Annotated in this window: 24 protein-coding genes; 15 read left to right on the top strand and 9 right to left on the bottom strand. The window is 59.0% G+C overall.

Annotated features, from left to right (window positions below; genetic code table 11):
- Nucleotides 1–4: 4 nt before the first annotated feature.
- From serS to ACQ4LH_RS02790, 6 genes are all read right to left on the bottom strand, one after another.
- Nucleotides 5–1285: a serine--tRNA ligase gene (gene serS / locus ACQ4LH_RS02815; protein ID WP_430695826.1), complete on the bottom strand. Its 1281-nt coding sequence runs from the start codon at nt 1283–1285 to the stop codon at nt 5–7.
- Between the two features lie 105 nt (nt 1286–1390).
- On the bottom strand, nt 1391–1771 hold the full coding sequence (gene crcB / locus ACQ4LH_RS02810) for a fluoride efflux transporter CrcB (protein WP_430695825.1): 381 nt from the start codon (nt 1769–1771) through the stop codon (nt 1391–1393).
- The gene (locus tag ACQ4LH_RS02805) at nt 1768–3093 is read right to left on the bottom strand and encodes a replication-associated recombination protein A (RefSeq protein ID WP_430695824.1); all 1326 of its coding nucleotides are present in this window, start codon (nt 3091–3093) and stop codon (nt 1768–1770) included. The genes crcB and ACQ4LH_RS02805 overlap by 4 nt, the downstream gene beginning before the upstream one ends.
- A gap of 34 nt (nt 3094–3127) precedes the next feature.
- Entirely contained in the window at nt 3128–3754 is a 627-nt protein-coding gene (gene lolA, locus ACQ4LH_RS02800; RefSeq protein ID WP_430695823.1) for an outer membrane lipoprotein chaperone LolA, read from the bottom strand.
- 26 nt (nt 3755–3780) lie between these two features.
- On the bottom strand, nt 3781–6183 hold the full coding sequence (ftsK, locus tag ACQ4LH_RS02795) for a DNA translocase FtsK (RefSeq protein ID WP_090253686.1): 2403 nt from the start codon (nt 6181–6183) through the stop codon (nt 3781–3783).
- On the bottom strand, nt 6170–6445 hold the full coding sequence (locus ACQ4LH_RS02790; protein ID WP_160014296.1) for a hypothetical protein: 276 nt from the start codon (nt 6443–6445) through the stop codon (nt 6170–6172). The genes ftsK and ACQ4LH_RS02790 overlap by 14 nt, the downstream gene beginning before the upstream one ends.
- Between ACQ4LH_RS02790 and trxB the strand changes: the two genes are divergently transcribed.
- From trxB to infA, 4 genes are all read left to right on the top strand, one after another.
- Entirely contained in the window at nt 6414–7364 is a 951-nt protein-coding gene (gene trxB, locus ACQ4LH_RS02785) for a thioredoxin-disulfide reductase (protein ID WP_170049957.1), read from the top strand. The two genes, ACQ4LH_RS02790 and trxB, sit on opposite strands and share 32 nt — an antisense overlap.
- Nucleotides 7365–7424: 60 nt before the next feature.
- Nucleotides 7425–8105 carry a leucyl/phenylalanyl-tRNA--protein transferase gene (aat, locus tag ACQ4LH_RS02780; RefSeq protein WP_430695822.1) on the top strand — a complete coding sequence of 227 codons (681 nt, stop codon included), beginning with the start codon at nt 7425–7427 and terminating at the stop codon, nt 8103–8105.
- Between the two features lie 55 nt (nt 8106–8160).
- Nucleotides 8161–8868, top strand: a complete 708-nt coding sequence (locus ACQ4LH_RS02775) for an arginyltransferase (RefSeq protein ID WP_090253680.1) — start codon at nt 8161–8163, stop codon at nt 8866–8868.
- 100 nt (nt 8869–8968) lie between these two features.
- Complete coding sequence (gene infA / locus ACQ4LH_RS02770) at nt 8969–9187, top strand: translation initiation factor IF-1 (protein ID WP_002553999.1); 219 nt, start codon at nt 8969–8971, stop codon at nt 9185–9187.
- A 99-nt stretch (nt 9188–9286) separates the two neighbouring features.
- On the opposite strand, the gene clpA is transcribed toward infA, so the two are convergent.
- Nucleotides 9287–11557: an ATP-dependent Clp protease ATP-binding subunit ClpA gene (clpA, locus tag ACQ4LH_RS02765; RefSeq protein WP_430695821.1), complete on the bottom strand. Its 2271-nt coding sequence runs from the start codon at nt 11555–11557 to the stop codon at nt 9287–9289.
- A gap of 29 nt (nt 11558–11586) precedes the next feature.
- Complete coding sequence (gene clpS / locus ACQ4LH_RS02760; RefSeq protein WP_430695820.1) at nt 11587–11949, bottom strand: ATP-dependent Clp protease adapter ClpS; 363 nt, start codon at nt 11947–11949, stop codon at nt 11587–11589.
- 228 nt (nt 11950–12177) lie between these two features.
- Here clpS and cspD point away from each other — a divergent pair, with 228 nt between their 5' ends.
- The gene (gene cspD / locus ACQ4LH_RS02755) at nt 12178–12441 is read left to right on the top strand and encodes a cold shock domain-containing protein CspD (RefSeq protein ID WP_430695819.1); all 264 of its coding nucleotides are present in this window, start codon (nt 12178–12180) and stop codon (nt 12439–12441) included.
- Between the two features lie 78 nt (nt 12442–12519).
- Here cspD and icd read toward each other — a convergent pair whose 3' ends face one another.
- Nucleotides 12520–13776, bottom strand: a complete 1257-nt coding sequence (gene icd, locus ACQ4LH_RS02750) for an NADP-dependent isocitrate dehydrogenase (RefSeq protein WP_430695818.1) — start codon at nt 13774–13776, stop codon at nt 12520–12522.
- A 360-nt stretch (nt 13777–14136) separates the two neighbouring features.
- On the opposite strand from icd, the gene ACQ4LH_RS02745 reads away from it, so the two are divergent.
- From ACQ4LH_RS02745 to ACQ4LH_RS02700, 10 genes are all read left to right on the top strand, one after another.
- Entirely contained in the window at nt 14137–16362 is a 2226-nt protein-coding gene (locus ACQ4LH_RS02745; RefSeq protein WP_430695817.1) for an NADP-dependent isocitrate dehydrogenase, read from the top strand.
- Between the two features lie 126 nt (nt 16363–16488).
- Nucleotides 16489–16929 (top strand): NUDIX hydrolase, encoded by a 441-nt coding sequence (locus ACQ4LH_RS02740; RefSeq protein WP_305591368.1) that lies wholly within the window; start codon nt 16489–16491, stop codon nt 16927–16929.
- 60 nt (nt 16930–16989) lie between these two features.
- Nucleotides 16990–18108 carry a tRNA 2-thiouridine(34) synthase MnmA gene (gene mnmA / locus ACQ4LH_RS02735; protein WP_430695816.1) on the top strand — a complete coding sequence of 373 codons (1119 nt, stop codon included), beginning with the start codon at nt 16990–16992 and terminating at the stop codon, nt 18106–18108.
- A complete protein-coding gene (hflD, locus tag ACQ4LH_RS02730) occupies nt 18105–18725 on the top strand; it encodes a high frequency lysogenization protein HflD (protein WP_430695815.1) in 621 nt (206 codons plus the stop codon). The genes mnmA and hflD overlap by 4 nt, the downstream gene beginning before the upstream one ends.
- A 2-nt stretch (nt 18726–18727) precedes the next feature.
- Nucleotides 18728–19588, top strand: a complete 861-nt coding sequence (locus ACQ4LH_RS02725; RefSeq protein WP_430695814.1) for a DMT family transporter — start codon at nt 18728–18730, stop codon at nt 19586–19588.
- Between the two features lie 86 nt (nt 19589–19674).
- Complete coding sequence (gene purB / locus ACQ4LH_RS02720; protein WP_430695813.1) at nt 19675–21045, top strand: adenylosuccinate lyase; 1371 nt, start codon at nt 19675–19677, stop codon at nt 21043–21045.
- A 78-nt stretch (nt 21046–21123) separates the two neighbouring features.
- Complete coding sequence (locus ACQ4LH_RS02715; protein WP_430695812.1) at nt 21124–22290, top strand: JmjC domain-containing protein; 1167 nt, start codon at nt 21124–21126, stop codon at nt 22288–22290.
- Nucleotides 22283–22708, top strand: a complete 426-nt coding sequence (locus tag ACQ4LH_RS02710) for a GNAT family N-acetyltransferase (RefSeq protein WP_170049946.1) — start codon at nt 22283–22285, stop codon at nt 22706–22708. Before ACQ4LH_RS02715 ends, ACQ4LH_RS02710 begins: the two co-directional genes overlap by 8 nt.
- An 8-nt stretch (nt 22709–22716) precedes the next feature.
- A complete protein-coding gene (locus ACQ4LH_RS02705) occupies nt 22717–23358 on the top strand; it encodes a histone acetyltransferase HPA2 (protein WP_430695811.1) in 642 nt (213 codons plus the stop codon).
- Nucleotides 23355–24164, top strand: coding sequence for a secretin N-terminal domain-containing protein (locus ACQ4LH_RS02700; RefSeq protein ID WP_430695810.1), 810 nt, complete (start codon nt 23355–23357; stop codon nt 24162–24164). Before ACQ4LH_RS02705 ends, ACQ4LH_RS02700 begins: the two co-directional genes overlap by 4 nt.
- Nucleotides 24165–24656: the final 492 nt, after the last annotated feature.

Raw genomic sequence — 24656 nt, 5'->3', positions numbered from 1 at the left:
CGGATTAACCGATGATTTCGATACCGCCCATATAGGGCTTCAGCACGTCCGGCACGCGGATGCTGCCATCGGCCTGCTGGTAGTTCTCCAGTACGGCGACCAGTGTGCGACCTACTGCCAGGCCGGAGCCGTTGAGGGTGTGCACCAGCTCGGGTTTTCCGGTTTCTGGGTTGCGGTAGCGTGCTTGCATGCGACGCGCCTGGAAGTCGCCGCAGTTAGAGCACGAGGAAATCTCGCGGTACTTATCCTGGCTCGGCACCCAGACTTCCAGGTCATAGGTTTTCACCGCACCGAAGCCCATGTCACCGGTACACAGCGCCAATTTTCGGTATGGCAGCTCAAGCAGCTGCAGCACGCGCTCAGCGTTGGCGGTCAGACTTTCCAGCGCTTCGAAAGATTTGCTCGGCTCGACGATCTGCACCATCTCAACCTTGTCAAACTGGTGCTGACGAATCATCCCGCGGGTATCACGACCCGATGCGCCGGCTTCGCTACGGAAGCACGGGGTGTGAGCAACCAGCTTGAGTGGCAGCTGCTTAGGGTCAAGGATCTCGCCAGCAACGATATTGGTCAGCGACACTTCAGCAGTCGGGATCAGGTAAAGATCGGCTTCGCCTTCGCGGCTGATCTTGAACAGGTCTTCCTCGAACTTCGGCAGCTGGCCGGTGCCTTGCAGCGCCGGCGCCTGTACCAAATACGGCGTGTAGGCTTCTTCGTAGCCGTGCTCGCCGGTGTGCAGGTTAATCATGAACTGTGCCAGGGCGCGGTGCATACGGGCGATGGGCCCGCGCAGCAAGGCAAAGCGCGCGCCAGAGAGCTTTGCGGCAGTCTCAAAGTCCAGCCAGCCGTGCTGCTCGCCGAGGGCAACGTGATCCTGAATCGGGAAGTCGAAGCTGCGCGGCGTGCCCCAGCGCGACACCTCAACGTTACCTTCTTCGTCTGCACCAACCGGCACCGACTCATGCGGCAGATTGGGGATATTCAGCAGCAGGTTGTCGAGCTCGGTCTGGATGCTGTCGAGGTCACGTTTACCCTGCTCCAGATCGCTGCCCATCTGGTCCACTTCCGCCAGCAGCGGCGTGATGTCTTCACCGCGCTGCTTGGCCTGGCCAATGGATTTAGAGCGACTGTTGCGCTCGGCCTGCAGCTGCTCGGTGCGGGTCTGCAGAGTCTTGCGCTGGGCTTCTAGCGCTTCAAAACGCGCAACATCGAGGACAAAGCCACGGGCAGCCAGGCGCTCGGCCACTTCATGGAGCTGGGTACGAACGAGTTTGGAATCAAGCATGTTCTGGTCTCAACACTTCACAAGGGTTTGCATGGCTTTGGCCATGACGCGCAATGCCGCGCAGTTTAAGGCTTTAGCGGGGGGAAGTGCCAATCGACAACGCCGTTACTGACACAGGCGCGCCAAGCTAAGTCCCGCCCAGGTCGCTAGCAGGCTACCCAACACGCTGACTGCCGCATAGCCCAGAGCCAGCGTTATCTGGCCGCTCTCCAGCAGCCGTAAGGTGTCGAGGGAAAAAGATGAAAAGGTGGTCAGGCCGCCGAGAAAGCCAACAATCAGCCCCGCGCGCAACTCCAGCGGCAGCTCAGGGCGCAGCAGGAACAGGCCATATAAGTAGCCGATCAGTAGGCAACCGAGAATATTCACCGCCAGGGTCGCGCCGTAGAAGTGCTGCGGCCAGTTTGCGCTGACCCAGTTGGCCGTGGCGAAGCGCAACAGCGTGCCGAACATACCGCCCAAGGCTACGGCAACCACTACACCGATCATGTTTTTCTCCGCTGCCGAGGGCTATTGCGGTCCTGGCTTTTCAAATGCTGCAGCTTTTCGCGAATCTTCAACTCCAGACCACGTGGCACTGGCTGGTAATACTCGCGCGGCTCGAAGGCTTCCGGAAAGTAATCTTCGCCTGCCGCATAGGCATCAGGCTCATCGTGGGCGTAGCGGTATTCGTCGCCATACCCCAACTCTTTCATAAGTTTGGTCGGAGCATTGCGCAGGTGCAGCGGTACTTCCTGCGAGCCATGCTCGGCAGCGTCACGCTTGGCAGCGTTGAAGGCGTTGTAGACCGCATTGCTTTTCGGCGCGCAGGCCAGATAGACAATCGCCTGAGCAACCGCCAACTCACCCTCGGGACTGCCCAGGCGCTCTTGCACATCCCAGGCATTCAGACAGAGGGTTAAGGCGCGCGGGTCCGCATTGCCGATGTCTTCGCTGGCCATGCGTACTACGCGCCGAGCGATATACAGCGGATCACAGCCGCCATCGAGCATGCGTGCAAACCAGTACAGCGCGCCGTCGGGGCTGGAGCCACGCACGGATTTGTGTAACGCGGATATCTGGTCGTAGAAGGCTTCACCGCCCTTGTCGAAGCGCCTACGAGTATCGCCAAGCAGATCGAGTAACAACTCACTGCCGATCTCGCTGCCGTCTTCGGCAAGGTCCGCAGCGTTTTCCAGAAAGTTGAGCAAACGCCGACCATCACCATCGGCGGCGGCTTGGAGAATCTTGAAGCTTTCTTCCGGCAGGCTAAGTTGGCGCTCGCCCAGGCCCTTTGGGTCGCTCAAGGCGCGATCGACTAGTTTGCGCAGCGCACTTTCATCCAGGCTTTTCAGCACGTATACGCGTGCGCGTGAAAGCAAGGCGTTGTTCAGCTCAAACGAGGGATTTTCCGTGGTGGCGCCGATAAAGATCAACGTGCCGTCTTCCACGTAAGGCAGGAAGGCATCCTGCTGCGACTTGTTGAAGCGGTGCACTTCATCGACAAACAGGATGGTCTGACGGCCATATTGCGCGGCATGCTGCTGCGCGACTTCCACGGCCTGACGAATCTCCTTGACCCCGGAAAGCACCGCAGAAATCGTCTCGAAATGCGCATCGGAAACCTGCGCCAGCAACCGCGCCAAGGTGGTCTTGCCGACACCCGGCGGGCCCCAGAAGATCATCGAGTGCAGCGCGCCCTGCTCCAGCGCTTCACGCAAGGGCTTGCCGCGAGCCAGCAAGTGCTCCTGGCCGACGTACTCATCCAGGCTGGCTGCGCGTAAACGGGCAGCCAGAGGTTGAGCGACGGGAGCCTTGCGAAACAGATCCATGACTGCGGTTTAACGCCTCTTGCTTTTGAGCTTTCTACTCTTGAATCACGTCCGCGCCGGCCGGGATTTCGAAGGTGAACTGCGCATTGTCCTGTGGCTCATTCATTTTCACGTTGAGGAAAAGAATGTTGGTGCGCTGGCCAATGCTGTCGATCAGCTGCATATCGTTGAGCACCTTGTTGCGGAACGAAAGGCGCAGACTGTCGAACAGAGTGTCCTTGGATTTTGGCTTGAGAATAAAGTCGACTACGTTGCCGCCTTCGTTGTGGCTGATCTCGAAGTTCTCACGAATCATCGACACATCGCCAGACAGCAGCAGCGCTGGCGTGTGGGTCAGGCGCTGATCGAGGGTCTGGATGGTCACCTGCTGCAGGTCCGGGTCATACAGCCAGACCTTTTCACCGTTGGAGACCAACAGCTGCTCCATCGGCGCATCGGTGTGCCAGCGGAACAGGCCCGGACGCTTGAGCACGAGCTGGCCCGCGGTTTCCTGCAGCTGGGTGCCGCTGCCATCCAGGGTCAGCTGGGAAAAACGCGCAGTGATGGTTTGCGCCTGGTTGAGCAGCTCGGTCAGGCGCTGCACAGCCACTTCATCGTCGGCCATGGCGGCAACGCTGGTAAAACTCAGTACGGTCAGCAACAACATGCGAATCAGGCGCATGGGACTCCTTAAGATCGGGCTAGGCGTTAATCGCGAACGGGGCTTGGTGCTATGACCTCGCGAGAGCCATTGGTGTTCATTGAGGTGACGACGCCGGCCATTTCCATGGCCTCAATCATCCGCGCGGCACGGTTGTAGCCGATTTTCAGCTTACGCTGCACCGCAGAAATAGAGGCGCGGCGACTTTCTAGGACGAAATTGACCGCCTCGTCATAAAGCGGGTCGGACTCACTGCCTTCACTGCCTTCGCCGCTGCCACCCTCAAAGCCGCTACCGGACTCTTCAGCGCCGGCCAGGATGTCATCGATATAGTCAGGTGTGCCGCGCTGCTTCCAGGCCTCAACCACACGGTGTACTTCCTCGTCGGAGACGAAAGCGCCGTGCACGCGGATCGGCAAGCCAGTGCCCGGCGGCATATAAAGCATGTCACCGTGGCCCAACAGTTGTTCGGCGCCACCCTGATCGAGGATGGTGCGCGAGTCGATCTTGCTCGATACCTGGAACGCCATACGGGTCGGGATGTTGGCCTTGATCAGGCCGGTGATTACATCCACCGAAGGACGCTGTGTGGCAAGAATCAGGTGAATCCCCGCAGCACGGGCTTTCTGCGCAATACGCGCAATCAGCTCTTCCACCTTCTTGCCGACGATCATCATCATGTCGGCAAACTCGTCGACCACCACCACGATAGTCGGCAGGGTTTTCAGCAGCGGCGCTTCGTCGTGCATGCTTTCGCGCTTGTACAGCGGATCGCTAAGCGGCTCGCCCGCCTCTTCGGCGTCCTTGACCTTGCGGTTGAAGCCAGCCAGGTTGCGCACGCCCATCTTCGACATCAGCTTGTAGCGCCGCTCCATCTCGGCCACCGACCAGCGCAGGGCGTTGGCGGCTTCCTTCATGTCGGTCACTACCGGGCAAAGCAGGTGCGGAATACCCTCGTAGATCGACAGTTCGAGCATTTTCGGGTCGATCATGATCAAGCGCGCCTCTTCCGGCGTGGACTTGAACAAAATCGACAGGATCATTGCGTTGACCCCGACCGACTTACCCGAGCCGGTGGTACCGGCCACCAACAGGTGGGGCATCTTCGCCAGATCGGTTATCACCGGCTTGCCGCCGATATCGTGGCCCAGAGCCAGGGTGACCGGCGACTTAGCTTCGTCGTACTCGGGCGATGACAGCACTTCGGAGAAGCGCACGATCTGCCGGTCTTCGTTGGGGATTTCGATACCGACGGTGGTCTTACCCGGAATTACTTCCACCACGCGTACGCTGATGATCGCCATTGAACGCGCCAGGTCCTTGGCCAGGCCGGAAATACGGCTGACCTTGACCCCAGCTGCGGGCTGAATCTCGAAACGGGTAATCACCGGGCCCGGATGCACCGACTCGACGATAACCTCGACGCCAAACTCCTTGAGCTTGATCTCAAGCAGGCGCGACATGGCTTCCAGGTATTCGGGTGAATATTTCTTCTGAACTTTCTCGGCCACATCGAGGATCGAAATCGGCGGCAGACTGCCGGCCAGAGCGCTGTCTTCAAACAGGTTGACCTGCTTCTCTTTCAGCACGCGTTTGCTCGGCTCAGGCGCTTTCGGCGCGGCCGGCGGCGTGATCACCGGTGCTGGGCGGTTGACCCGTTCACTCATGTGCTTATTCAGCGACTCTTCGCGCTCAATCAGGCGCTCTTTGACCTTGGCCTGTTCACGGCGATCCAGCACGATCGGCGCGGAGACTTCACTGACGCGCTCATCGACTTCACGCAACTGCGCCACCAGCTGCTTGCGCTCAACTCGCGCACTCCACCAGCGATTGGCCAGGCTCTGGATCAGCTCGATCAGGTCGAGGGTGATCTTGCCGGTCAAGTCCATCACCTTGAACCAGGACAGGTCGGTAAATACCGTCAAACCGAAGAGGAACAGCGCAATCAGCAGCAGCGTACTGCCTTGCACATTCAGCGCATTGATCGCCAGCGCCCCCAGGCTTTCGCCCAGCGCGCCACCTGCAGAGGCAGGCATGCTTGAGCTGGCATGAAAATGGATATACGCCAGCGCGGCACCGGACAGCACCAGAAAAACCAGGCCAATCAGCCGCCAGGAGAACAGCCAGCCACTCCACTGCCACGGCTGATGGCGAGCGCGGAACACCTGCAGGGTTTTTACTGCCAACAGCAGCGGGAATAGATAGGCGAAATAGCCCAGCGCCATAAACAGGATGTCGGCAAACCAGGCACCGGCGCGGCCGGCGGCGTTTTGTACCTGCTCAACATTACTGGTATGGGTCCAGCCCGGATCGGCCGCATCGTAGGTCAGCAGAGCCATCCATAGATAAAGGCAAAGTGCGCCCAGGCCAATCAGTGCGCCTTCTTTGAGTCGATAAGGCAGCTGCTGACGCCAGAGAGGGGCTTGTGCGGTTGGGCTAGATTTCTTCAAAACGCATCTGTTCCTGCGCCAGAGGCGCCGAATAATTGGTTAACGGCAAAATATGCTGCGATTGTACGGGTTTAACCGCACGATACCAGACCGAGCTGTATGCATAAACAGCTACGGCGGTTGACTCCCGCTCTTCGCCCGCTTCGGTGTAGCATATCCGCCAATATCTTCCGTGCGGCTCAATTGGAGCATGCATTCTCTTTTGTGACAAAGGCTTATGAGGTGTTTTTATGAGCGAAGTCAAGCATTCACGCTTGATCATCCTGGGCTCCGGCCCTGCCGGTTATAGCGCTGCCGTTTACGCTGCCCGCGCCAACCTCAAGCCCGTGATCATTACCGGCATTCAGCCCGGCGGTCAGCTGACCACCACCACCGAAGTGGACAACTGGCCCGGCGATGTTGAAGGCCTTACCGGTCCGGCGCTGATGGAACGCATGCAAAAGCATGCCGAGCGCTTTGAAACCGAGATCGTCTACGACCACATCCACACCGCCGAGTTGCAGTCGCGCCCTTTCACCTTGAAAGGCGACAGCGGCACCTACACCTGCGATGCGTTGATTATCGCCACGGGCGCATCGGCGCAGTACCTGGGCCTACCGTCCGAAGAGGCGTTTTCCGGCAAGGGCGTATCGGCGTGCGCCACCTGCGATGGCTTCTTCTATCGCAATCAGGTGGTAGCGGTGATTGGCGGCGGCAATACCGCGGTCGAAGAAGCGCTGTACCTGTCGAATATTGCCAAGGAAGTGCACTTGGTGCATCGCCGCGACAAGCTGCGTTCCGAGAAGATTCTTCAGGACAAACTGTTCGATAAAGCAGCCAACGGCAACGTGGTGCTGCACTGGAATCACTCTCTTGAAGAAGTACTGGGTGATAACACCGGCGTTACCGGTGCCCGGCTGAAAGATACGCAGAGCGGCGTGAGCAAAGATTTGCCTCTAGCCGGCGTGTTTATCGCCATCGGCCATAAGCCCAATACCGAGCTGTTCCACGGCCAGCTGGAAATGCGCGACGGCTATCTGCTGATCAAAGGTGGCAATGAAGGCAATGCCACCGCCACCAGCATTGAAGGTGTGTTTGCTGCGGGCGACGTGGCTGATCACGTTTACCGCCAGGCCATCACCTCTGCCGGTGCCGGCTGCATGGCCGCGCTGGATGTCGAGAAATTCCTCGACGACAATTGATCCACTCAGGGCGGACGCACAGTCCGCCCTTCCCTCCTCCGTCCAATTTCGGCCCTGCACATGCTGACGTGGCTGCAACGCGACTCACTGGATTTTCCGCCCCTCAATAAAGCCTTGCGCGAGCCGAACGGCCTGCTGGCGGCGGGTGGCGATCTACGCCCCGAACGCTTGATCCAGGCTTATCGCCACGGTTGCTTCCCCTGGTTTCAGGATGGCCAGCCGATTCTCTGGTGGTCGCCGGACCCGCGCACCGTGCTGCTGCCTGACAAACTGCATGTCTCGCGCAGCCTCGCCAAGGTGCTGCGTCAGGACCGTTATCGGGTGACCTTCGATCAGGCTTTCGCCGACGTCATCCGCGCTTGCGCCGCACCGCGCAGCTATGCGGCTGAAACCTGGATCACCAGCCCTATGCAGGACGCCTACCTGGAACTGCACAGGCACGGTATTGCTCATTCGGTTGAGGTTTGGCGCGATAGCGAGCTGGTTGGTGGGCTCTATGGCCTGGCCATGGGCCAGCTGTTCTTTGGCGAGTCGATGTTCAGTCGCGCGGACAACGCCTCCAAGGTGGGTTTTGTCACGTTGGTCGAACATTTGAAAGACTGGGGTTTTGTGTTGATCGATTGCCAGATGCCGACCGAGCACCTGCTCAGCCTTGGTGCGCAGACGATTTCCCGAAGCGAGTTCGCCGGCTATCTGAATGACCATCTTGATCAACCCAGCCTGGCCGACTGGGTCGCCTAGGCGAGTTTGCCAGCCTGGCTTACACTTGATTCAAGCCCGACCCTGAGAGTCGATCATGACTGAGCTGGCCCGCCTGAAGTTTTACGCCACTCAACCGCACCCTTGCAGCTATCTGCCCGACGAGCAGGCCACCACCCTGTTCCTCGACCCCAGCCAGCCCATGGATGCGGATGTTTATGCTGAGCTTTCGGAAATGGGCTTTCGTCGTAGCGGCGACCACCTCTATCGCCCGCATTGTCAGCGCTGCACAGCTTGCGTCCCGGCGCGCATCCCTGCCGCGCAGTTCAGCCCGAATCGCCAGCAACGGCGCATTTTTAAGCGTAATCAGGACATTCAGGTCCGCCTGGTGCGCCCGGCATTTACCGAAGAATATTACGCGCTGTACGTACGCTACATTGAGCAGCGGCACGCCGACGGCGATATGTACCCGCCCAACCGCGAACAATTCTCGACCTTTCTGGTGCGCGATCTGGCTTTTTCGCGCTTCTATGAATTCCGCCATGACAACCGCCTACTGGCAATTGCCGTGACCGATGTACTGCCCAATGGGCTGTCGGCGGTTTACACCTTTTACGAGCCAGGCGAGGAACGGCGCAGCCTCGGGCGTTTTGCCATCCTCTGGCAAATTGCCGAAGCGGCGCGTTTGGGACTGCATGCGGTCTATCTGGGCTACTGGATCAAGAACTGCCGCAAGATGAGTTACAAGACCCAATACCGGCCGATTGAGCTGTTCGTCAATCAACGCTGGGTCAGCCTTAACTGAAGCCCTTGGCGCAAACCCCAAATTTCGGGCACAATGCACGCCGCTTTTGCCTGGCGCCAGTTGCACCGGGCCATTCATTGGATACCGAGGGCTTTACTGCATGTCGAAAGAAGACAGCTTCGAAATGGAAGGCACTGTCGTCGACACCCTGCCCAACACCATGTTCCGTGTGGAGTTGGAAAATGGGCACGTCGTTACTGCGCACATCTCCGGAAAGATGCGCAAAAATTACATCCGCATTCTGACTGGCGACAAAGTTCGTGTTGAGCTTACGCCTTATGACTTGAGCAAGGGTCGCATTACTTACCGCGCCCGTTAACAGGCCAGCGAAACTTCGTTTCCTGGCATCTGTTACACCAAGCTCCAGTAAAAACGCCCGGCATTGCCGGGCGTTTTTGTGCGCGCAGGAAAACTGCGACTAGGCCATTTCTGCCGTGGTTTCAAAATCGAAGGTCAACTCGCCACTTTCGATATCGATATGCACCACACCGCCGTGCTCAGACAACTCGCCAAACAGAATCTCTTCCGCCAGCGGACGCTTGATCTTGTCCTGGATCAGACGCGCCATCGGCCGAGCGCCCATCTGCACGTCGTAACCGCTTTCTGCCAACCAGCTCCGCGCTGCATCGCTGACCTCCAGCGTGACGCGCTTGTCCTCCAGCTGCGCCTGCAGTTCGGTGAGGAACTTGTCGACGATGCTTTTGATCACTTCGTGGCTCAGGCGGCCGAACTGGATAATGGTATCCAGGCGGTTGCGGAACTCTGGCGTGAAGCTCTTCTTGATCACTTCCATGGCATCAGACGAGTGGTCCTGATGAGTGAAGCCAATGGATGCCCGCGCCGCTGTTTCAGCACCGGCGTTAGTGGTCATGATCACGATCACGTTGCGGAAGTCCGCCTTGCGGCCGTTGTTATCGGTCAGGGTGCCGTGGTCCATGACCTGCAGCAGCAGGTTAAAGACTTCCGGGTGAGCCTTTTCGATCTCATCGAGCAGCAATACGCAGTGCGGCGTTTTGGTGATGGCCTCGGTTAACAGACCGCCCTGATCAAAGCCGACATAGCCCGGCGGTGCACCGATCAGGCGCGAAACCGTGTGGCGCTCCATGTACTCGGACATGTCGAAACGAACCAGTTCAACGCCCATGGCCTTGGCCAACTGGCGAGCGGCTTCAGTTTTACCAACACCAGTAGGGCCGGCAAACAGGAAGGAGCCCACCGGCTTGTCAGGCGCCTTGAGTCCTGCACGCGACAACTTGATCGCCGTCGACAGCGAGTCAATCGCCGCATCCTGGCCAAACACCGTGAGCTTCAGATCGCGCTCCAGATTACGCAGCAGTTCTTTATCCGAGCTGCTGACGTGTTTTGGCGGAATACGGGCAATTTTCGCCACGATGTCTTCGACCTGCGCCACATCAATGCGGGTTAGGCGCTTTTCCAGAGGCTGCAAGCGCTGATAAGCGCCTGCCTCATCGATTACATCAATGGCCTTGTCCGGCATATGGCGGTCATTGATATAGCGCGAGGCCAGCTCAGCAGCTGCGCGCAGGGCCTCATCGCTGTATTCAATGCTGTGGTGCTGCTCGAAACGGCCTTTCAGACCACGCAGGATGCCGATGGTGTCTTCCACTGAGGGCTCAACCACATCGACTTTCTGGAAGCGCCGTGCAAGGGCGCGGTCTTTCTCGAAGATGCCGCGAAACTCCTGGAAGGTCGTCGAACCGATGCAGCGAATCTCACCCGAGGACAACATAGGCTTGAGCAGGTTGGACGCATCCATTACCCCGCCAGAAGCGGCGCCAGCGCCAATGATGGTGTGGATTTCATCGATAAACAGAATGGCGTGCGGGCGTTTGCGCAGCTCGTTGAGCAGAGCTTTCAGACGCTTCTCGAAGTCACCGCGGTATTTGGTGCCGGCCAGCAGTGCACCGAGATCCAACGAGTAGACCACGCTGTCCGCCAGCAGATCAGGAACCTGGTTATCGACGATGCGCTTGGCTAGGCCTTCGGCAATGGCGGTTTTACCGACACCAGCTTCACCCACCAATAGCGGATTGTTCTTACGCCGACGCGCCAGGATCTGCGCCACGCGTTCGACTTCGAGTTCACGACCGACCAGCGGATCAATACGACCCTGACGAGCAAGATCGTTCAGGTTGCTGGCATAGGCGTCCAGCGGATTGCTGGAGCTGGTGGACTCACCGCCCTCGTCGTCCTGCATTTCCTGTTCGGTTTCTGAATGGCCACCATGACCTGGCACCTTGGAGATGCCGTGGGCAATGAAATTGACCACATCGATACGCGCGACGCTCTGCTGCTTGAGCAGAAACACGGCCTGACTTTCCTGCTCGCTGAAAATCGCCACCAGCACGTTGGCGCCGGTCACTTCACGCTTGCCAGAACTCTGTACGTGGAACACCGCGCGCTGCAGAACGCGCTGAAAACCCAGCGTAGGCTGTGTCTCGCGTTCTTCATCATGTTGAGGGATCAGCGGCGTGGTGGAGTCGATAAACTCCTGCAGATCATGCCGCAGCTTGTCCAGGTTGGCCCCACACGCGCGCAGCACGCTGGCAGCGGCCTCGTTATCCAGGAGGGCCAGCAGCAAATGCTCAACCGTCATAAATTCATGACGCTTGGTACGGGCCTCCTTGAAAGCCAGATTGAGGGTGACTTCGAGCTCTCGATTTAACATAGCTTCACCTCATGCCCAAGTGGCCGGCGTTAACCGTCCTTCTCTATTTCACAGAGTAGCGGATGCTGGCTCTCTCTCGCATATTGATTCACCTGTGTGGCTTTGGTTTCAGCAATATCGCGGGTAAACACTCCACACACTGCCCGCCCCTCTGTATGGACGGTCAGCATGACTTTGGTCGCCAGTTCTCGATTCAGGTTGAAAAACACCTCGAGAATCTCGACCACGAAATCCATGGGCGTGTAGTCATCATTAAACAAGATCACTTTATACATGGGAGGCGCCTGCAGAACGGGCTTGGATTCCTGAACGGCTAAGCCGAAGGAATCGTCCTCATGCTCTGCGGGGCGATCCTGATTGAATGTTAGTCGAATCTGGCTACGTGCATGCATGCTGAATAGCTTCGTTGATGGGCGAATAGTCTGTGCTAGACAGAGTTTGAACGGCTTCTCAGCCAGTTGCAGCATTGCCTTGACTATCGGCAAAACGGTGTTACAAACAATGAATACCCAGCGTGGGTATTAAGGGGTTTCACAGCTTTGCCGACTCACGTCAAGCAAAGCGTGGAATTGAAGTGGATGATACTCCAGTGATGGAGTCCTTTGCAGAGGGATATCAGCATGGTTAGCGGTAAGGTCAAGTGGTTCAACAACGCCAAAGGCTATGGATTCATCCTGGCCGATGGTCGAGATGAGGACCTGTTCGCCCACTACTCGGCCATCCAGATGGACGGCTATAAAACGCTGAAGGCTGGCCAGCCGGTAAGCTTCGATATTATTCAAGGTCCAAAAGGACTCCACGCCGTCAACATCAGTGCGGCTACTGTCGCCAGTGAAGCGCCCGCTGCGGTCAAGCAGCACCAGGGCTCAACGGTTGAAGTCTGATTAGAGTCACCTGGGCAGTTAATCGCCCACAAAAAAGGCCGGTCATATGACCGGCCTTTCTTTATACGGCTGATTTGCTTACATGTGCGAAATCAGTGCATCACCGAATGCCGAGCAGGACAGCAGCTTGGCACCGTCCATCAGACGCTCGAAATCATAGGTCACGGTCTTGGCCGAGATAGCGCCGTTGGTGCCTTTGATGATCAGGTCAGCCGCTTCGATCCAGCCCATGTGGCGCAGCATCATTTCGGCGGAAAGGATCAGCGAACCTGGGTTCACTTGGTCCTTACCAGCGTACTTCGGTGCAGTACCGTGGGTAGCTTCGAACATGGCAACGGTGTCGGACAGGTTGGCACCAGGAGCGATACCGATACCACCGACTTCGGCCGCCAGGGCGTCGGACAGGTAGTCGCCGTTGAGGTTGAGGGTGGCGATCACATCGTATTCGGCCGGACGCAGCAGAATCTGCTGCAGCATGGCGTCGGCGATGGCGTCTTTAACGATGACGTTCTTGCCAGTGCGCGGGTTCTTGAACTGCATCCAAGGACCGCCATCGAGCAGGGTCGCACCGAATTCTTCAGCGGCAATCTCGTAGGCCCACTCCTTGAAGGCACCTTCGGTGAACTTCATGATGTTGCCTTTGTGCACGATGGTCAGCGAGTCGCGGTCGTTATCGACTACATACTGCAGTGCTTTACGTGCCAGGCGACGAGTGCCTTCTCTGGAAACCGGCTTAACGCCGATACCGCAGTTTTCGTCGAAACGAATCTTAGTAACACCCATTTCCTCTTTGAGGAACTTGATGACCTTGGTCGCTTCCGGCGAGCCAGCTTTCCACTCGATACCGGCGTAGATGTCTTCCGAGTTCTCGCGGAAGATCGTCATGTCGACATCGCCGGGCTTCTTCACTGGGCTTGGCACGCCTTCAAACCAACGCACTGGGCGCAGGCAGACGTACAGGTCGAGCTGCTGACGCAGAGCAACGTTCAGGGAACGGATGCCGCCACCGACTGGAGTGGTCAGCGGGCCTTTGATAGAAACGACATAGTCTTTGACCGCATCCAGGGTTTCCTGAGGCAGCCAGGTGTCCTGGTCGTAAACCTGAGTGGCTTTCTCGCCAGCGTAAACTTCCATCCAGGAGATCTTGCGCTCGCCGCCGTAGGCTTTCTGTACGGCAGCATCAACGACTTTGATCATGACCGGGCTGATATCGACACCGATGCCATCACCTTCGATAAAGGGGATGATTGGATTATTCGGTACGTTCAGGGATGTGTCGGCATTAACGGTGATTTTGTCACCGGTGGCAGGCACCTGGATCTTTTGGTATCCCATGCTGGACTCCGTCTTGTGGTTAAACAGTCAGATCGCCCCAGAGTAACTCACTTGAATCGGGCGAAACCATATGTTCGTTGGTCTTATGCGCCAAGGCATTCTGCGACGCGTTAGCGCGGTGGTATACTTCACAGATGACTAACAGGTCATAGGCGCGGATCGTTCAAACAGGCTGTCCGCCTCTTGAAACCGTCGAACTGCTACAGCGATTCAACGGCTCGAAACGCTCAACACTCTACTGGTGCATCCAACATCACCGCGGCAAGACCTCGACTTCTGGCTCGTTCGCATGGGCCTCTGCGCTTACCTGCGCATGTCGAGTGCCTGTGCACGCTCAGCAAAGAAGAGAGTTAACTCAGAATGTCCACCCCTTCGAAGATCATCTATACCTTCACCGACGAAGCCCCAGCCCTTGCGACCTATTCGCTTTTGCCTATTGTAGAAGCCTTCGCAGCCTCTGCTGAGATTGCCGTCGAAACACGCGACATCTCTCTTGCAGGGCGCATTCTTGCAAGCTTTGCCGACCAGTTGGATGCCGACAAGCAAGTCGATGACGACCTCGCCAAGCTGGCTGTACTGGCCACCTCGCCAGACGCCAACATCATCAAATTGCCGAACATCAGCGCCTCGGTGCCGCAGCTCAAAGGCGCAATCGCCGAGCTGCAGGCCCAGGGCTACAACATCCCGAATTTCCCTGAAGACCCGCAAACGGACGCCGAGAAAGAAGCCAGCGCCCGCTACAGCAAGGTACTTGGCAGTGCGGTAAACCCTGTGCTGCGCGAAGGCAACTCAGACCGCCGCGCACCTGCAGCAGTCAAGGCTTTCGTGCGCAAGCATCCGCACTCCATGGGCAAGTGGAGCATGGCCTCGCAATCCCACGCCGATTACATGCGCGGCGGCGATTTCTTCTCCAGCGAACAATCGATCACCATGGCCAAGGCCGGTGATGTACGCATCGAGTTTGTCGGCAAGAACGGTCAGGTCGTGGTCAAGAAGCAGCTCGCCCTACAGGAAGGCGAGGTCTTCGACAGCATGTTTATGAGCTGCCGTAAGCTGCGCGAATTCTTCGAGAAGACTCTGCAGGACTGCAAAGAAACCGGCGTGATGTGGTCCCTGCACGTCAAGGCGACCATGATGAAGGTCTCCCACCCGATCGTCTTCGGCCACGCCGTCAGCGTCTACTACAAAGATGTATTCGACAAATACGGCGAGCTGTTCAAAGAACTGGGCGTCAACCCGAACAACGGCATCAGCAGTGTCTATGACAAGATCAAATCCCTGCCCGCCTCGCGCCAGGAAGAAATTCTCGACGACATCCATGCCTGCTACAGCCATCGCCCGGAAATGGCCATGGTCGATTCGGTCAAGGGCGTCACCAACCTGCACATCCCTAGCGACGTAATCGTCGACGCCTCGATGCCAGCGATGATTCGCAGCTCCGGGCAGATGTGGGGCAAGGACGGCAAGCTCAAAGACACCAAAGCGGTGATGCCGGAAAGCACCTACGCCCGCATCTACCAGGAAATGATCAACTTCTGCAAAACCAACGGCGCGTTCGACCCGACCACCATGGGCAGTGTGCCGAACGTCGGTCTGATGGCGCAGAAGGCCGAAGAATACGGCTCCCACGACAAGACCTTCGAATTGACCGAGAGCGGCATCATGCGCGTCGTCGCAGCCGACGGCACTGTGCTGATGCAACATGAAGTCGAAGCCGGCGACATCTGGCGCGCCTGCCAGACCAAAGATGCGCCGATCCGCGACTGGGTCAAGCTGGCCGTAACCCGTGCCCGCCAGTCCAACACCCCGGCAATCTTCTGGCTCGACCCGGAGCGTGCCCACGATCGCGAATTGCAGAAGAAGGTCGAAGCCTACCTGCAGGAGCACGACCTGACTGGTCTGGACATCCGCGTTATGGACTACAACCAGGCCATCCGTGTGAGCATGGAGCGCCTGATTCGTGGCCAGGACACCATTTCGGTGACCGGCAACGTACTGCGCGACTACCTGACCGACCTGTTCCCCATCATGGAACTGGGCACTTCGGCCAAGATGCTCTCCATCGTTCCGCTGATGGCCGGCGGCGGCATGTATGAGACCGGTGCTGGCGGCTCCGCGCCCAAACATGTGCAGCAGCTGATCGAAGAAAACCATCTGCGCTGGGACTCGCTGGGCGAATTCCTGGCTCTGGCGGTTTCCCTGGAAGAAACCGGGATCAAGACCAACAACCCGAAAGCCAAACTCCTGGGCACCACCCTCGACGCGGCCACCGGCAAGCTTCTGGACAACAACAAATCGCCATCGCGCAAGACCGGCGAGCTGGACAACCGTGGCAGCCATTTCTACCTGGCGCTGTACTGGGCTCAGGAACTGGCCGCGCAGAACGATGACGCCGAGTTGAAAGCGCAGTTCGCGCCACTGGCAAAAACCCTTAGCGAGAACGAAGCAACCATCGTTGCCGAGCTCAGCGCCGTACAGGGCAAGCCCGTGGACATCGGTGGCTACTACCGCTCCAACCCGCAGCTGACCAGCCAGGTCATGCGTCCAAGCGCGACCTTCAATGCTGCGCTCGCGGCTCTGAACTAAAGCATCACGCCCTGCGCCCTCGGGCGCAGCAACACCGCAAACCCCGGCCTCCGCGCCGGGGTTTGTGCATTGAGGGCCGAGAGAATCAGGATAAGATCGCCTTTTCTCATAACAGGTAGCACGTTCATGCAGTGGCAGCCGCACATCACCGTGGCCACGGTCATCGAAGACCAGGGCCGTTTTCTGTTAGTCGAAGAAATGGCCGAAGGCCGCGCCGTGTTCAACCAGCCGGCTGGGCACCTAGAAGCAAACGAAAGCCTGATACAGGCCGCGCTGCGCGAAACCCTCGAAGAAACTGGCTGGGATGTCGAGCTGACCGGCGTTACCGGCATTTACCTGTATACCGCACCAAGTAACGGCATCACCTACCAACGGGTGTGTTTTGCCGCCAAGCCGCTGCAACAGAGGCCCAATCACCCGCTGGATGACGGCATTATCGGCCCACGCTGGCTGACCCGAGACGAGCTGGCAGCGCAACCCGAACGCTGGCGCAGTGAGCTAGTGCTGCGCTGTATCGATGATTACCTGAGCGGCCAGTGCTTTTCACTCAGCCTGATTCGCGATTAACGGCCCCGCGCCTCAGCCTGCTAGAATCGCCCTCTTTTTAGACCCGTGCCCAGTATTCCCATGCCAGATCCAACTACTCAGCGCGTAATCGTCGGCATGTCCGGCGGCGTCGACTCCTCCGTTTCCGCTCTGCTGCTGCTTGAACAGGGCTATCAGGTCGAAGGCCTGTTTATGAAGAATTGGGACGAAGACGACGGCACCGAATACTGCACCGCCATGGACGACCTGGCCGATGCTCAGGCCGTGTGCGACAAGATCGGCATCAAGTTGCACACCGCCAACTTCGCCGCGGAATACTGGGACAACGTGTTCGAGCACTTCCTTGCCGAATACAAGGCCGGACGCACACCGAACCCGGACATTCTGTGTAACCGCGAGATCAAGTTCAAAGCTTTCCTTGATTACGCCCTGATGCTCGGCGCCGACCTGATTGCCACCGGCCACTATGTGCGTCGCCGCGATATCGACGGGCGTACCGAACTGCTCAAGGGCCTCGATCCGAACAAGGACCAGAGCTACTTCCTGCATGCGGTGGGCGGCGAGCAGATAGCCAAAACCCTATTCCCGGTCGGTGAGCTGGAAAAGCCAGCGGTACGCGCGATTGCCGAGAAATACGCACTGGCCACGGCAAAGAAGAAGGACTCCACCGGCATCTGCTTTATCGGTGAACGGCGATTCAGCGACTTCCTCAAGCAGTACCTGCCCGCCCAGCCGGGCAATATCGAAACCACCGAAGGCGAAATCATCGGTCGCCATCACGGCCTGATGTACCACACCATTGGCCAGCGCCAGGGTTTGGGTATTGGTGGCTTGAAAGACGCCAGTGACGAGCCCTGGTACGTCCTGCACAAGGACCTGATGCGCAATGTACTGGTGGTTGGCCAGGGCAATGAACACTCCTGGCTGTTCAGCCGCGCCCTACTCGCCTCGGAGATTTACTGGGTAAACCCGATTGATCTGAGCACGCCGCGCGAGCTGACGGCCAAAGTGCGTTATCGCCAGAGCGATCAGGCCTGCACGCTGGAAAAAACCGCCAGCGGCTATCGCGCCGTCTTCAACGAGCCGCAGCGCGCCGTGACTCCAGGCCAGTCCGTGGTGTTCTACGACGGCGAAATCTGTCTGGGTGGCGGCGTGATTGAAACCGCCGAGCCCTGGACTGCGCGGGAGCAAACGGCGTGAATCCAATCCGCGAGCAACTGATCGCCCTCGGTGCAGTATTCGAATCGGCCGTATTGGTCGACAAACTGGCACGCACCGGCCAGGTCGGCGAGCCGGCCGTAGCCTGCATGATCAACAGCCTGCTGGTGCGCGACCCGAAAGACACGCTGGACGTTTACGGCGGCGATGACCTCAACTTGCGCGACGGCTACCGTGCGCTGGTCAGCGCCCTGGAGCGCGACCCGGCCAGCTTGCAGCGTGATCCGCTGCGTTATGCCCTGGCCCTGCTGGCGTTGGAGCGCCAGTTGGATAAGCGTGGCGATATGCTGCAAGTCATGGGCAGCCGCCTCGACCAGGTGCAGCAGCAGGTCGAGCATTTCGGCCCGACCCATGAAAACGTAATCTCCAACTGCGCCAGCCTGTACCAGGACACCATCAGCACCTTCCGCCAGCGCATTCAGGTGCAAGGCGATATGCGCCACCTGCAACAGACCAACAATGCCGCGAAGATTCGTGCGCTGCTGCTCGCTGGTATCCGTTCTGCGCGCCTGTGGCGCCAACTGGGCGGCCATCGCTGGCAGATGGTGTTCAGCCGCAGCAAGTTGCTCAAGGAACTCTACCCGCTGTTGCGCGCGTGAACATGGGCACCCGTTCGGTCAAACCCGTTCAGGGTGCTGCACTGCTTGCGCTGTCGGCCTTGCTGTTTTCCCTGATGGGCGTGGGCATCCGCGAAGTCTCGGTCAGCGTCAATAACGAGTCCGTGGTGTTCTTTCGCAACCTGGTCGGCGTGCTGTTTTTTCTGCCGCTTATTCTGTTCAAAGGCCTGCGTCCACTCAAAACCACACGCCTGAAATCCCACCTGTGGCGCACCACCTACGGCCTGGCGGCGATGTACTGCTTCTTCTACGCCATTGCCCACCTGCCGCTGGCCGACGCCATGCTGTTCACCTACTCCGCACCGCTGTTTACCCCGCTGATTGCCTGGTGGTGGCTCAAAGAGCCGCTGAGCAAGCGCATGCTGCTGACCACCGTAGTTGGCCTGATTGGCGTGCTGCTGGTGGCCAAGCCCTCAGCTGCACTGCTCGACAGTCATGCATTGATCGGCCTGGCCGCCAGTGTGATGGCCGCCTTTGCCTTTGTATCGATCCGCGAGATGAGTTATACCGAGCCTGCGTATCGCATCGTTTTCTATTTCTCCCTGTTCAGCGCCCTGATCTCGGCCATCCCATTGACCTGGGCCTGGCAGCCAATGACCCAGCATGACCTCGGCCTGCTGCTGGTGATCGGTCTGCTGGCCACCGCCAGCCAGATCGTCATGTCAAAAGCCTACAGCCTGGCGTCGCCCGGGCTGATCGGACCCTTTGCCTATCTGGCGATTGTATTTGCCGGGCTGATCGCCTGGTTGCGTTGGGGTGAAACCCCGGACCTGACCTCGTCGATCGGTGCGGCGTTGATTTTCAGCGCCAGCCTGCTGTCGATTGCTCGAAGCAAGCGCGGCTGAACGGTCGCAGCCAATCGCGATTCAGCTGCCGATTTCATGTATGATACGCGCCCTTTTCAATGCCCGATTGTCCGAGAACGCCTCCCATGCAGCTTTCCTCGCTCACCGCGGTTTCCCCCGTTGATGGCCGCTATGCCGGCAAAACCAGCGCACTGCGCCCAATTTTCAGCGAATACGGCCTGATCCGTTTCCGCGTTCTGGTTGAGGTGCGCTGGTTGCAGCGCCTGGCCGCCCACGAAGGTGTTGCTGAAGTTGCGCCCTTCTCCGCCGAAGCCAACGCCGTGCTCAATGAGCTGGCGGAAAACTTCGCCGTCGAGCATGCCGAGCGCGTCAAGGAAATCGAGCGCACCACCAACCACGACGTTAAAGCCGTGGAATACCTGCTCAAGGAACAAGCTGCCAAGCTGCCGGAGCTGGACAAGGTCAGCGAGTTTATCCACTTCGCCTGCACCAGCGAGGACATCAACAACCTGTCCCATGCGCTGATGCTGCGCGCCGGCCGTGACGACGTGCTGCTGCCGCTGATGCGTCAGACCGCCGAAGCGATCCGTGAGCTGGCGATCAAATTCGCCGACGTGCCGATGCTTTCGCGCACCCACGGTCAGCCGGCGTCGCCGACCACCCTGGGCAAGGAACTGGCCAACGTGGTCTACCGCCTGGAGCGCCAGATCGCTCAGGTCGCAGCGGTACCGCTGCTGGGCAAGATCAACGGCGCAGTGGGCAACTACAACGCTCACCTCTCCGCTTACCCGCAGATCGACTGGGAAGCCAACGCGCGCCAGTTCATCGAAGGCGACCTGGGGCTGCAGTTCAACCCCTATACCACGCAGATCGAGCCGCACGACTATATCGCCGAGCTGTTCGACGCCATCGCCCGCTTCAACACCATCCTGATCGACTTCGATCGCGATATCTGGGGCTATATCTCCCTGGGCTACTTCAAGCAGCGCACTGTTGCTGGCGAAATCGGTTCCTCGACCATGCCGCACAAGGTCAATCCGATCGACTTCGAGAACTCCGAAGGCAACCTGGGTATCGCCAACGCGCTGTTCCAGCACCTGGCCAGCAAGCTGCCGATCTCCCGCTGGCAGCGTGACCTGACCGACTCCACCGTGCTGCGTAACCTCGGTGTCGGTTTTGCTCACAGCGTTATCGCGTACGAAGCCAGCCTCAAGGGCATCGGCAAGCTGGAGCTGAACGAGGCACGAATCGCCGCCGACCTGGACGCCTGCTGGGAAGTCCTCGCCGAGCCAATCCAGACCGTGATGCGCCGCTATGCCATCGAGAACCCGTACGAGAAGCTCAAGGAACTGACTCGCGGCAAGGGCATCAGCCCTGAAGCGCTGCAGACCTTTATCGACGGCCTGGATATGCCAGCCGCCGCCAAGGCCGAGCTCAAGCTCCTGACCCCTGCCAGCTACATCGGCAACTCGGTCGCCCAGGCCAAGCGCATCTAACCGGCAACAGCCTCCCAGACGCCCGGCTGCGCCGGGCGTTTTTATTTATAGGTATTTACTTACTTCAAGGGCTTAGCGATGAATCCTGATACTCCGCTGCAACTGTTGGGTGGCCTTACTGCTCGCGAGTTCATGCGTGACTACTGGCAGAAGAAACCCCTGCTGGTACGCCAGGCCATCCCCGGTTTTGAGAGCCCGATTTCCCCCGACGAGCTGGCCGGCCTGGCGCTGGAAGAAGAAATCGAATCGCGCCTGGTCATCGAACATGGCGAGCGCCCCTGGGAGCTGCGCCGCGGCCCGTTCGCAGAAGACGCCTTTGCCGATCTGCCCGAGCGTGACTGGACCCTACTGGTGCAGGCCGTCGACCAGTTCGTACCGGAAGTCGCAGAACTGCTGGAAGAGTTCAAATTTCTGCCCAAGTGGCGCATCGATGACGTGATGGTCAGCTTCGCCGTACCTGGCGGCGGCGTGGGCCCGCACTTCGACAACTACGATGTGTTCCTCCTGCAGGGTTACGGCAAGCGCCGCTGGCAGGTCGGCCAGGTGTGCGATTCCGACAGCCCAATGCTGCAACACGCGGATCTGAAGATCCTCGCTGAATTCGTTAAAACTGAAGAATGGGTTCTGGAGCCCGGCGACATGCTCTATCTGCCGCCGCTTCTGGCCCACTGTGGTACCGCTGAGGATGACTGTATGACGTATTCCGTAGGCTTCCGTGCGCCAAGCGCCGCTGAAGTTCTGACCCATTTCACCGATTTTCTCGGCCAGTTCCTGCCTGACGAAGAGCGCTACAGCGACGCCGATGCGCAGCCGACCAGCGACCCGACGCAGATCCAGCGCGACGCCTTGGATCGCCTCAAGGCCCTGCTCACCGAACACATGAGCGATGAGCGTCTGCTGATGACCTGGTTCGGCCAATTTATGACCGAACCCAAGTATCCGGAGCTGATTGCCGGCATCGAGATCGACGAAGAAGGCTTCCTCGCTGGCCTGGAAAATGGCGCGATACTGATCCGCAACCCCAGCGCGCGCATGGCCTGGTCAGAAGTCGGCGACGACTTGGTGCTGTTCGCCAGCGGCCAGAGCCGTTTGCTCTCGGCCAGCCTGCGTGAACTGCTGAAACTGGTGTGCGCGGCCGATGCCCTGCATATCGAAAACCTCGGCGCGTGGCTTGCCGATGACGAAGGGCGTAACCTGTTGGTTGAACTGGTCAAACAAGGCAGCCTGGAGTTTGCTGATGAGTGAGATACACGTTCGCCTGGCCGACTGGCAGAAGGACAATGCTGACCTGCGGCGCATTCGCGAAACCGTGTTTATCGCGGAACAAGCAGTGCCGCCGGAGCTCGAATGGGATGCCGAAGACGCCGATGCTGTGCATTTTCTGGCCCTCGAAGGAGACTACCCGATCGGTACTGCTCGCCTGTTGCCCGACGGCCATATCGGCAGGGTGTCGGTACTCAAGGACTGGCGCGGCCTGAACGTGGGGGTGGCGCTGATCCAGGCGGTGATCGCCGAAGCGGAAAAACGCGGCCTGACGCAACAAATGCTCAGCGCCCAGGTGCACGCCACTGCCTTCTATGAAAAGCTCGGGTTTGCCATCGTCAGCGGGGAATACCTCGACGCCGGCATCCCCCACGTGGACATGGTGCGTCATAGCGCCTAGAGGCCAAGATGAACGACGAAAACGCCCCGAGTGATGCTACCGAGCCGCTGGAGCCCATAGAGCTCCCCGCCATCGAGTTTCAATCACCGGGGCGTTTTGCTGTGCACAATCCGGGTAGCCCCAGCCCGGATAGCCCACGGGCGGAGCCGGCGCCGTTTACCCTCGGTGCACATGCAACGCTGGAACGCTTCAGCCAGCCCGAACAGGCACGTGCTCATGCCCTGGCGCTGTTGCAGCAAGCGCAGCGCAGCCTGTGCATCTACAGTCACGACCTGGAACCCTGGCTCTATCACCACAGCAGCGTGCAGGACGCCTGCACCCGTTTTCTCCTGGCCAGCCCGCGCAATCAACTGCGCATTCTGCTGCGCGACCCCAGCCGCGCAGTCAAGGAAGGCCACCGCCTGCTCAGCCTTTCGCGCCGGCTGTCGAGCAACCTACAGATCCGCAAGCTGCACCCGGACTACCCTAGTGAGGAGCTGGCGTTTCTGCTGGCCGATGATCGTGGTTTGCTGCTCTTGCCGGAAATTGGCCAGGCCAGCGGCTATGCCCTGTACCAAGACCCCGGCCGCAATCGCCAGCGCCGTGCACAGTTTGATCAAGCCTGGGACACCAGCATTACCGACGCTGATTTACGGAGTTTTCTGCTATGAAGGTTCGCGCCCTGCTCGCCGCCGCGCTGTTTAGTTGTAGCCTGTCCCTCAGCGCCGCTACCGAAGTGATTCCGCTGAATTTCCGCACGGCTGACGAGGTGCTCAGCGTGGTGCAATCGGTGCTCGGCCATGAGGGCAAGGTCAACGCCTATGGCAACCAGTTGATCGTCAATGCCGAACCGGCGAAGATTGCCGAAGTGCGCACCCTGCTGCAGCAACTCGATACCGAACCGCGCCGCCTGCTGATCAGCGTCGACACCAATGAGTCGGGGTTTCAGTCCGATCGCGGCTACCGCGCCGATGGCACGATCAGCGCTGGCGATGCCGAGGTGCAGATTGGCCAGGGCGAAATCAATGGCCGCGATCAGGTGCGCATCATCCGTCGCAGCACCGACAGCCGCAGCGGCGGCACCCAGCAGGTACAGGCCACCGAGGGCTACCCGGCGCTGATTCAGGTCGGCCAGAGCGTGCCGCTGACCACCCGCGGGCGTGATGCCTATGGCCAGCCCTACAACAACACCCAATACCGCGACGTCACCCGCGGCTTCTACGTCACCGCCAGCCTTAGCGGTGAGCGGGTGCATATCAATATCAGCAGCAACCGTGATCGCCTGAGCCAGTCGCAACCCGGCGCCATCGATGTGCAAAGCACCGATACGCGGGTTACTGGCCGCGTGGGTGAGTGGATCAGCATTGGCGGCGTCAGCGAGCAGAGTCAGGGCGAGCAAGGCGACTTTATGCAACACCGCTCGACCCAGGGCCGCGAAGACATGAGCATGCGCGTCAAAGTCGACGTGGTGAACTAAACCCCGCCCCCCTCCCTCGCACTGGGCCGCCCCTGGCCCAGTGCCGCTTACCGCTCATCGGCTGATCTACGCCGCTGCCGTAAAGCAAATACCTCGCAGCCATTGCCCAACCCCGCAAACCGCCGGATAGAGCGGCAAAAGCTGACTTATCGGTCGTTTCTGGATTTATGTAGTAGTCATGCAAAAAGCACTACAAAATAATTGACGAACACTTTTGGCAGAGGCATGATGGCCCCGCTCCCGCTAATCAGAGGTGCTGAAAGGCCCTCCGAATCGCGCTCCAACTTACCGTCCGAGCCGATTTGCGTTGTAAAGCCCACAAGGCCGTTCGATGAGATTGCGACTGGAACGAAGTTGTCCTGAGGGACGGGGAAGCGTTTAGCAACAGCGCGCATCGAGCACAGCAAGTTGAGTCGTCCAACGGCATCTTTGATCCGCTGAACGCCAAATGACCCAGTCATTTGCAGCAGCTGAAGCCCGCGAACTGTTTAG

The organism is Pseudomonas peli (assembly GCF_050563605.1).
In the GTDB taxonomy this organism is placed as follows: domain Bacteria; phylum Pseudomonadota; class Gammaproteobacteria; order Pseudomonadales; family Pseudomonadaceae; genus Aquipseudomonas; species Aquipseudomonas peli_A.
The sequence above is the reverse complement of the archived record's forward strand: the minus strand, read 5'-3'. Positions and strand labels throughout refer to the sequence as shown.

Coding starts and splice junctions, on each gene's coding strand:
- serS (WP_430695826.1), bottom strand. CDS start 1,285: ATGCTTGATTCCAAACTCGTTCGTACCCAGCTCCATGAAGTGGCCGAG.
- crcB (WP_430695825.1), bottom strand. CDS start 1,771: ATGATCGGTGTAGTGGTTGCCGTAGCCTTGGGCGGTATGTTCGGCACG.
- ACQ4LH_RS02805 (WP_430695824.1), bottom strand. CDS start 3,093: ATGGATCTGTTTCGCAAGGCTCCCGTCGCTCAACCTCTGGCTGCCCGT.
- lolA (WP_430695823.1), bottom strand. CDS start 3,754: ATGCGCCTGATTCGCATGTTGTTGCTGACCGTACTGAGTTTTACCAGC.
- trxB (WP_170049957.1), top strand. CDS start 6,414: ATGAGCGAAGTCAAGCATTCACGCTTGATCATCCTGGGCTCCGGCCCT.
- ACQ4LH_RS02790 (WP_160014296.1), bottom strand. CDS start 6,445: ATGATCAAGCGTGAATGCTTGACTTCGCTCATAAAAACACCTCATAAG.
- aat (WP_430695822.1), top strand. CDS start 7,425: ATGCTGACGTGGCTGCAACGCGACTCACTGGATTTTCCGCCCCTCAAT.
- ACQ4LH_RS02775 (WP_090253680.1), top strand. CDS start 8,161: ATGACTGAGCTGGCCCGCCTGAAGTTTTACGCCACTCAACCGCACCCT.
- infA (WP_002553999.1), top strand. CDS start 8,969: ATGTCGAAAGAAGACAGCTTCGAAATGGAAGGCACTGTCGTCGACACC.
- clpA (WP_430695821.1), bottom strand. CDS start 11,557: ATGTTAAATCGAGAGCTCGAAGTCACCCTCAATCTGGCTTTCAAGGAG.
- clpS (WP_430695820.1), bottom strand. CDS start 11,949: ATGCATGCACGTAGCCAGATTCGACTAACATTCAATCAGGATCGCCCC.
- cspD (WP_430695819.1), top strand. CDS start 12,178: ATGGTTAGCGGTAAGGTCAAGTGGTTCAACAACGCCAAAGGCTATGGA.
- icd (WP_430695818.1), bottom strand. CDS start 13,776: ATGGGATACCAAAAGATCCAGGTGCCTGCCACCGGTGACAAAATCACC.
- ACQ4LH_RS02745 (WP_430695817.1), top strand. CDS start 14,137: ATGTCCACCCCTTCGAAGATCATCTATACCTTCACCGACGAAGCCCCA.
- ACQ4LH_RS02740 (WP_305591368.1), top strand. CDS start 16,489: ATGCAGTGGCAGCCGCACATCACCGTGGCCACGGTCATCGAAGACCAG.
- mnmA (WP_430695816.1), top strand. CDS start 16,990: ATGCCAGATCCAACTACTCAGCGCGTAATCGTCGGCATGTCCGGCGGC.
- ACQ4LH_RS02725 (WP_430695814.1), top strand. CDS start 18,728: ATGGGCACCCGTTCGGTCAAACCCGTTCAGGGTGCTGCACTGCTTGCG.
- purB (WP_430695813.1), top strand. CDS start 19,675: ATGCAGCTTTCCTCGCTCACCGCGGTTTCCCCCGTTGATGGCCGCTAT.
- ACQ4LH_RS02715 (WP_430695812.1), top strand. CDS start 21,124: ATGAATCCTGATACTCCGCTGCAACTGTTGGGTGGCCTTACTGCTCGC.
- ACQ4LH_RS02710 (WP_170049946.1), top strand. CDS start 22,283: ATGAGTGAGATACACGTTCGCCTGGCCGACTGGCAGAAGGACAATGCT.
- ACQ4LH_RS02705 (WP_430695811.1), top strand. CDS start 22,717: ATGAACGACGAAAACGCCCCGAGTGATGCTACCGAGCCGCTGGAGCCC.
- ACQ4LH_RS02700 (WP_430695810.1), top strand. CDS start 23,355: ATGAAGGTTCGCGCCCTGCTCGCCGCCGCGCTGTTTAGTTGTAGCCTG.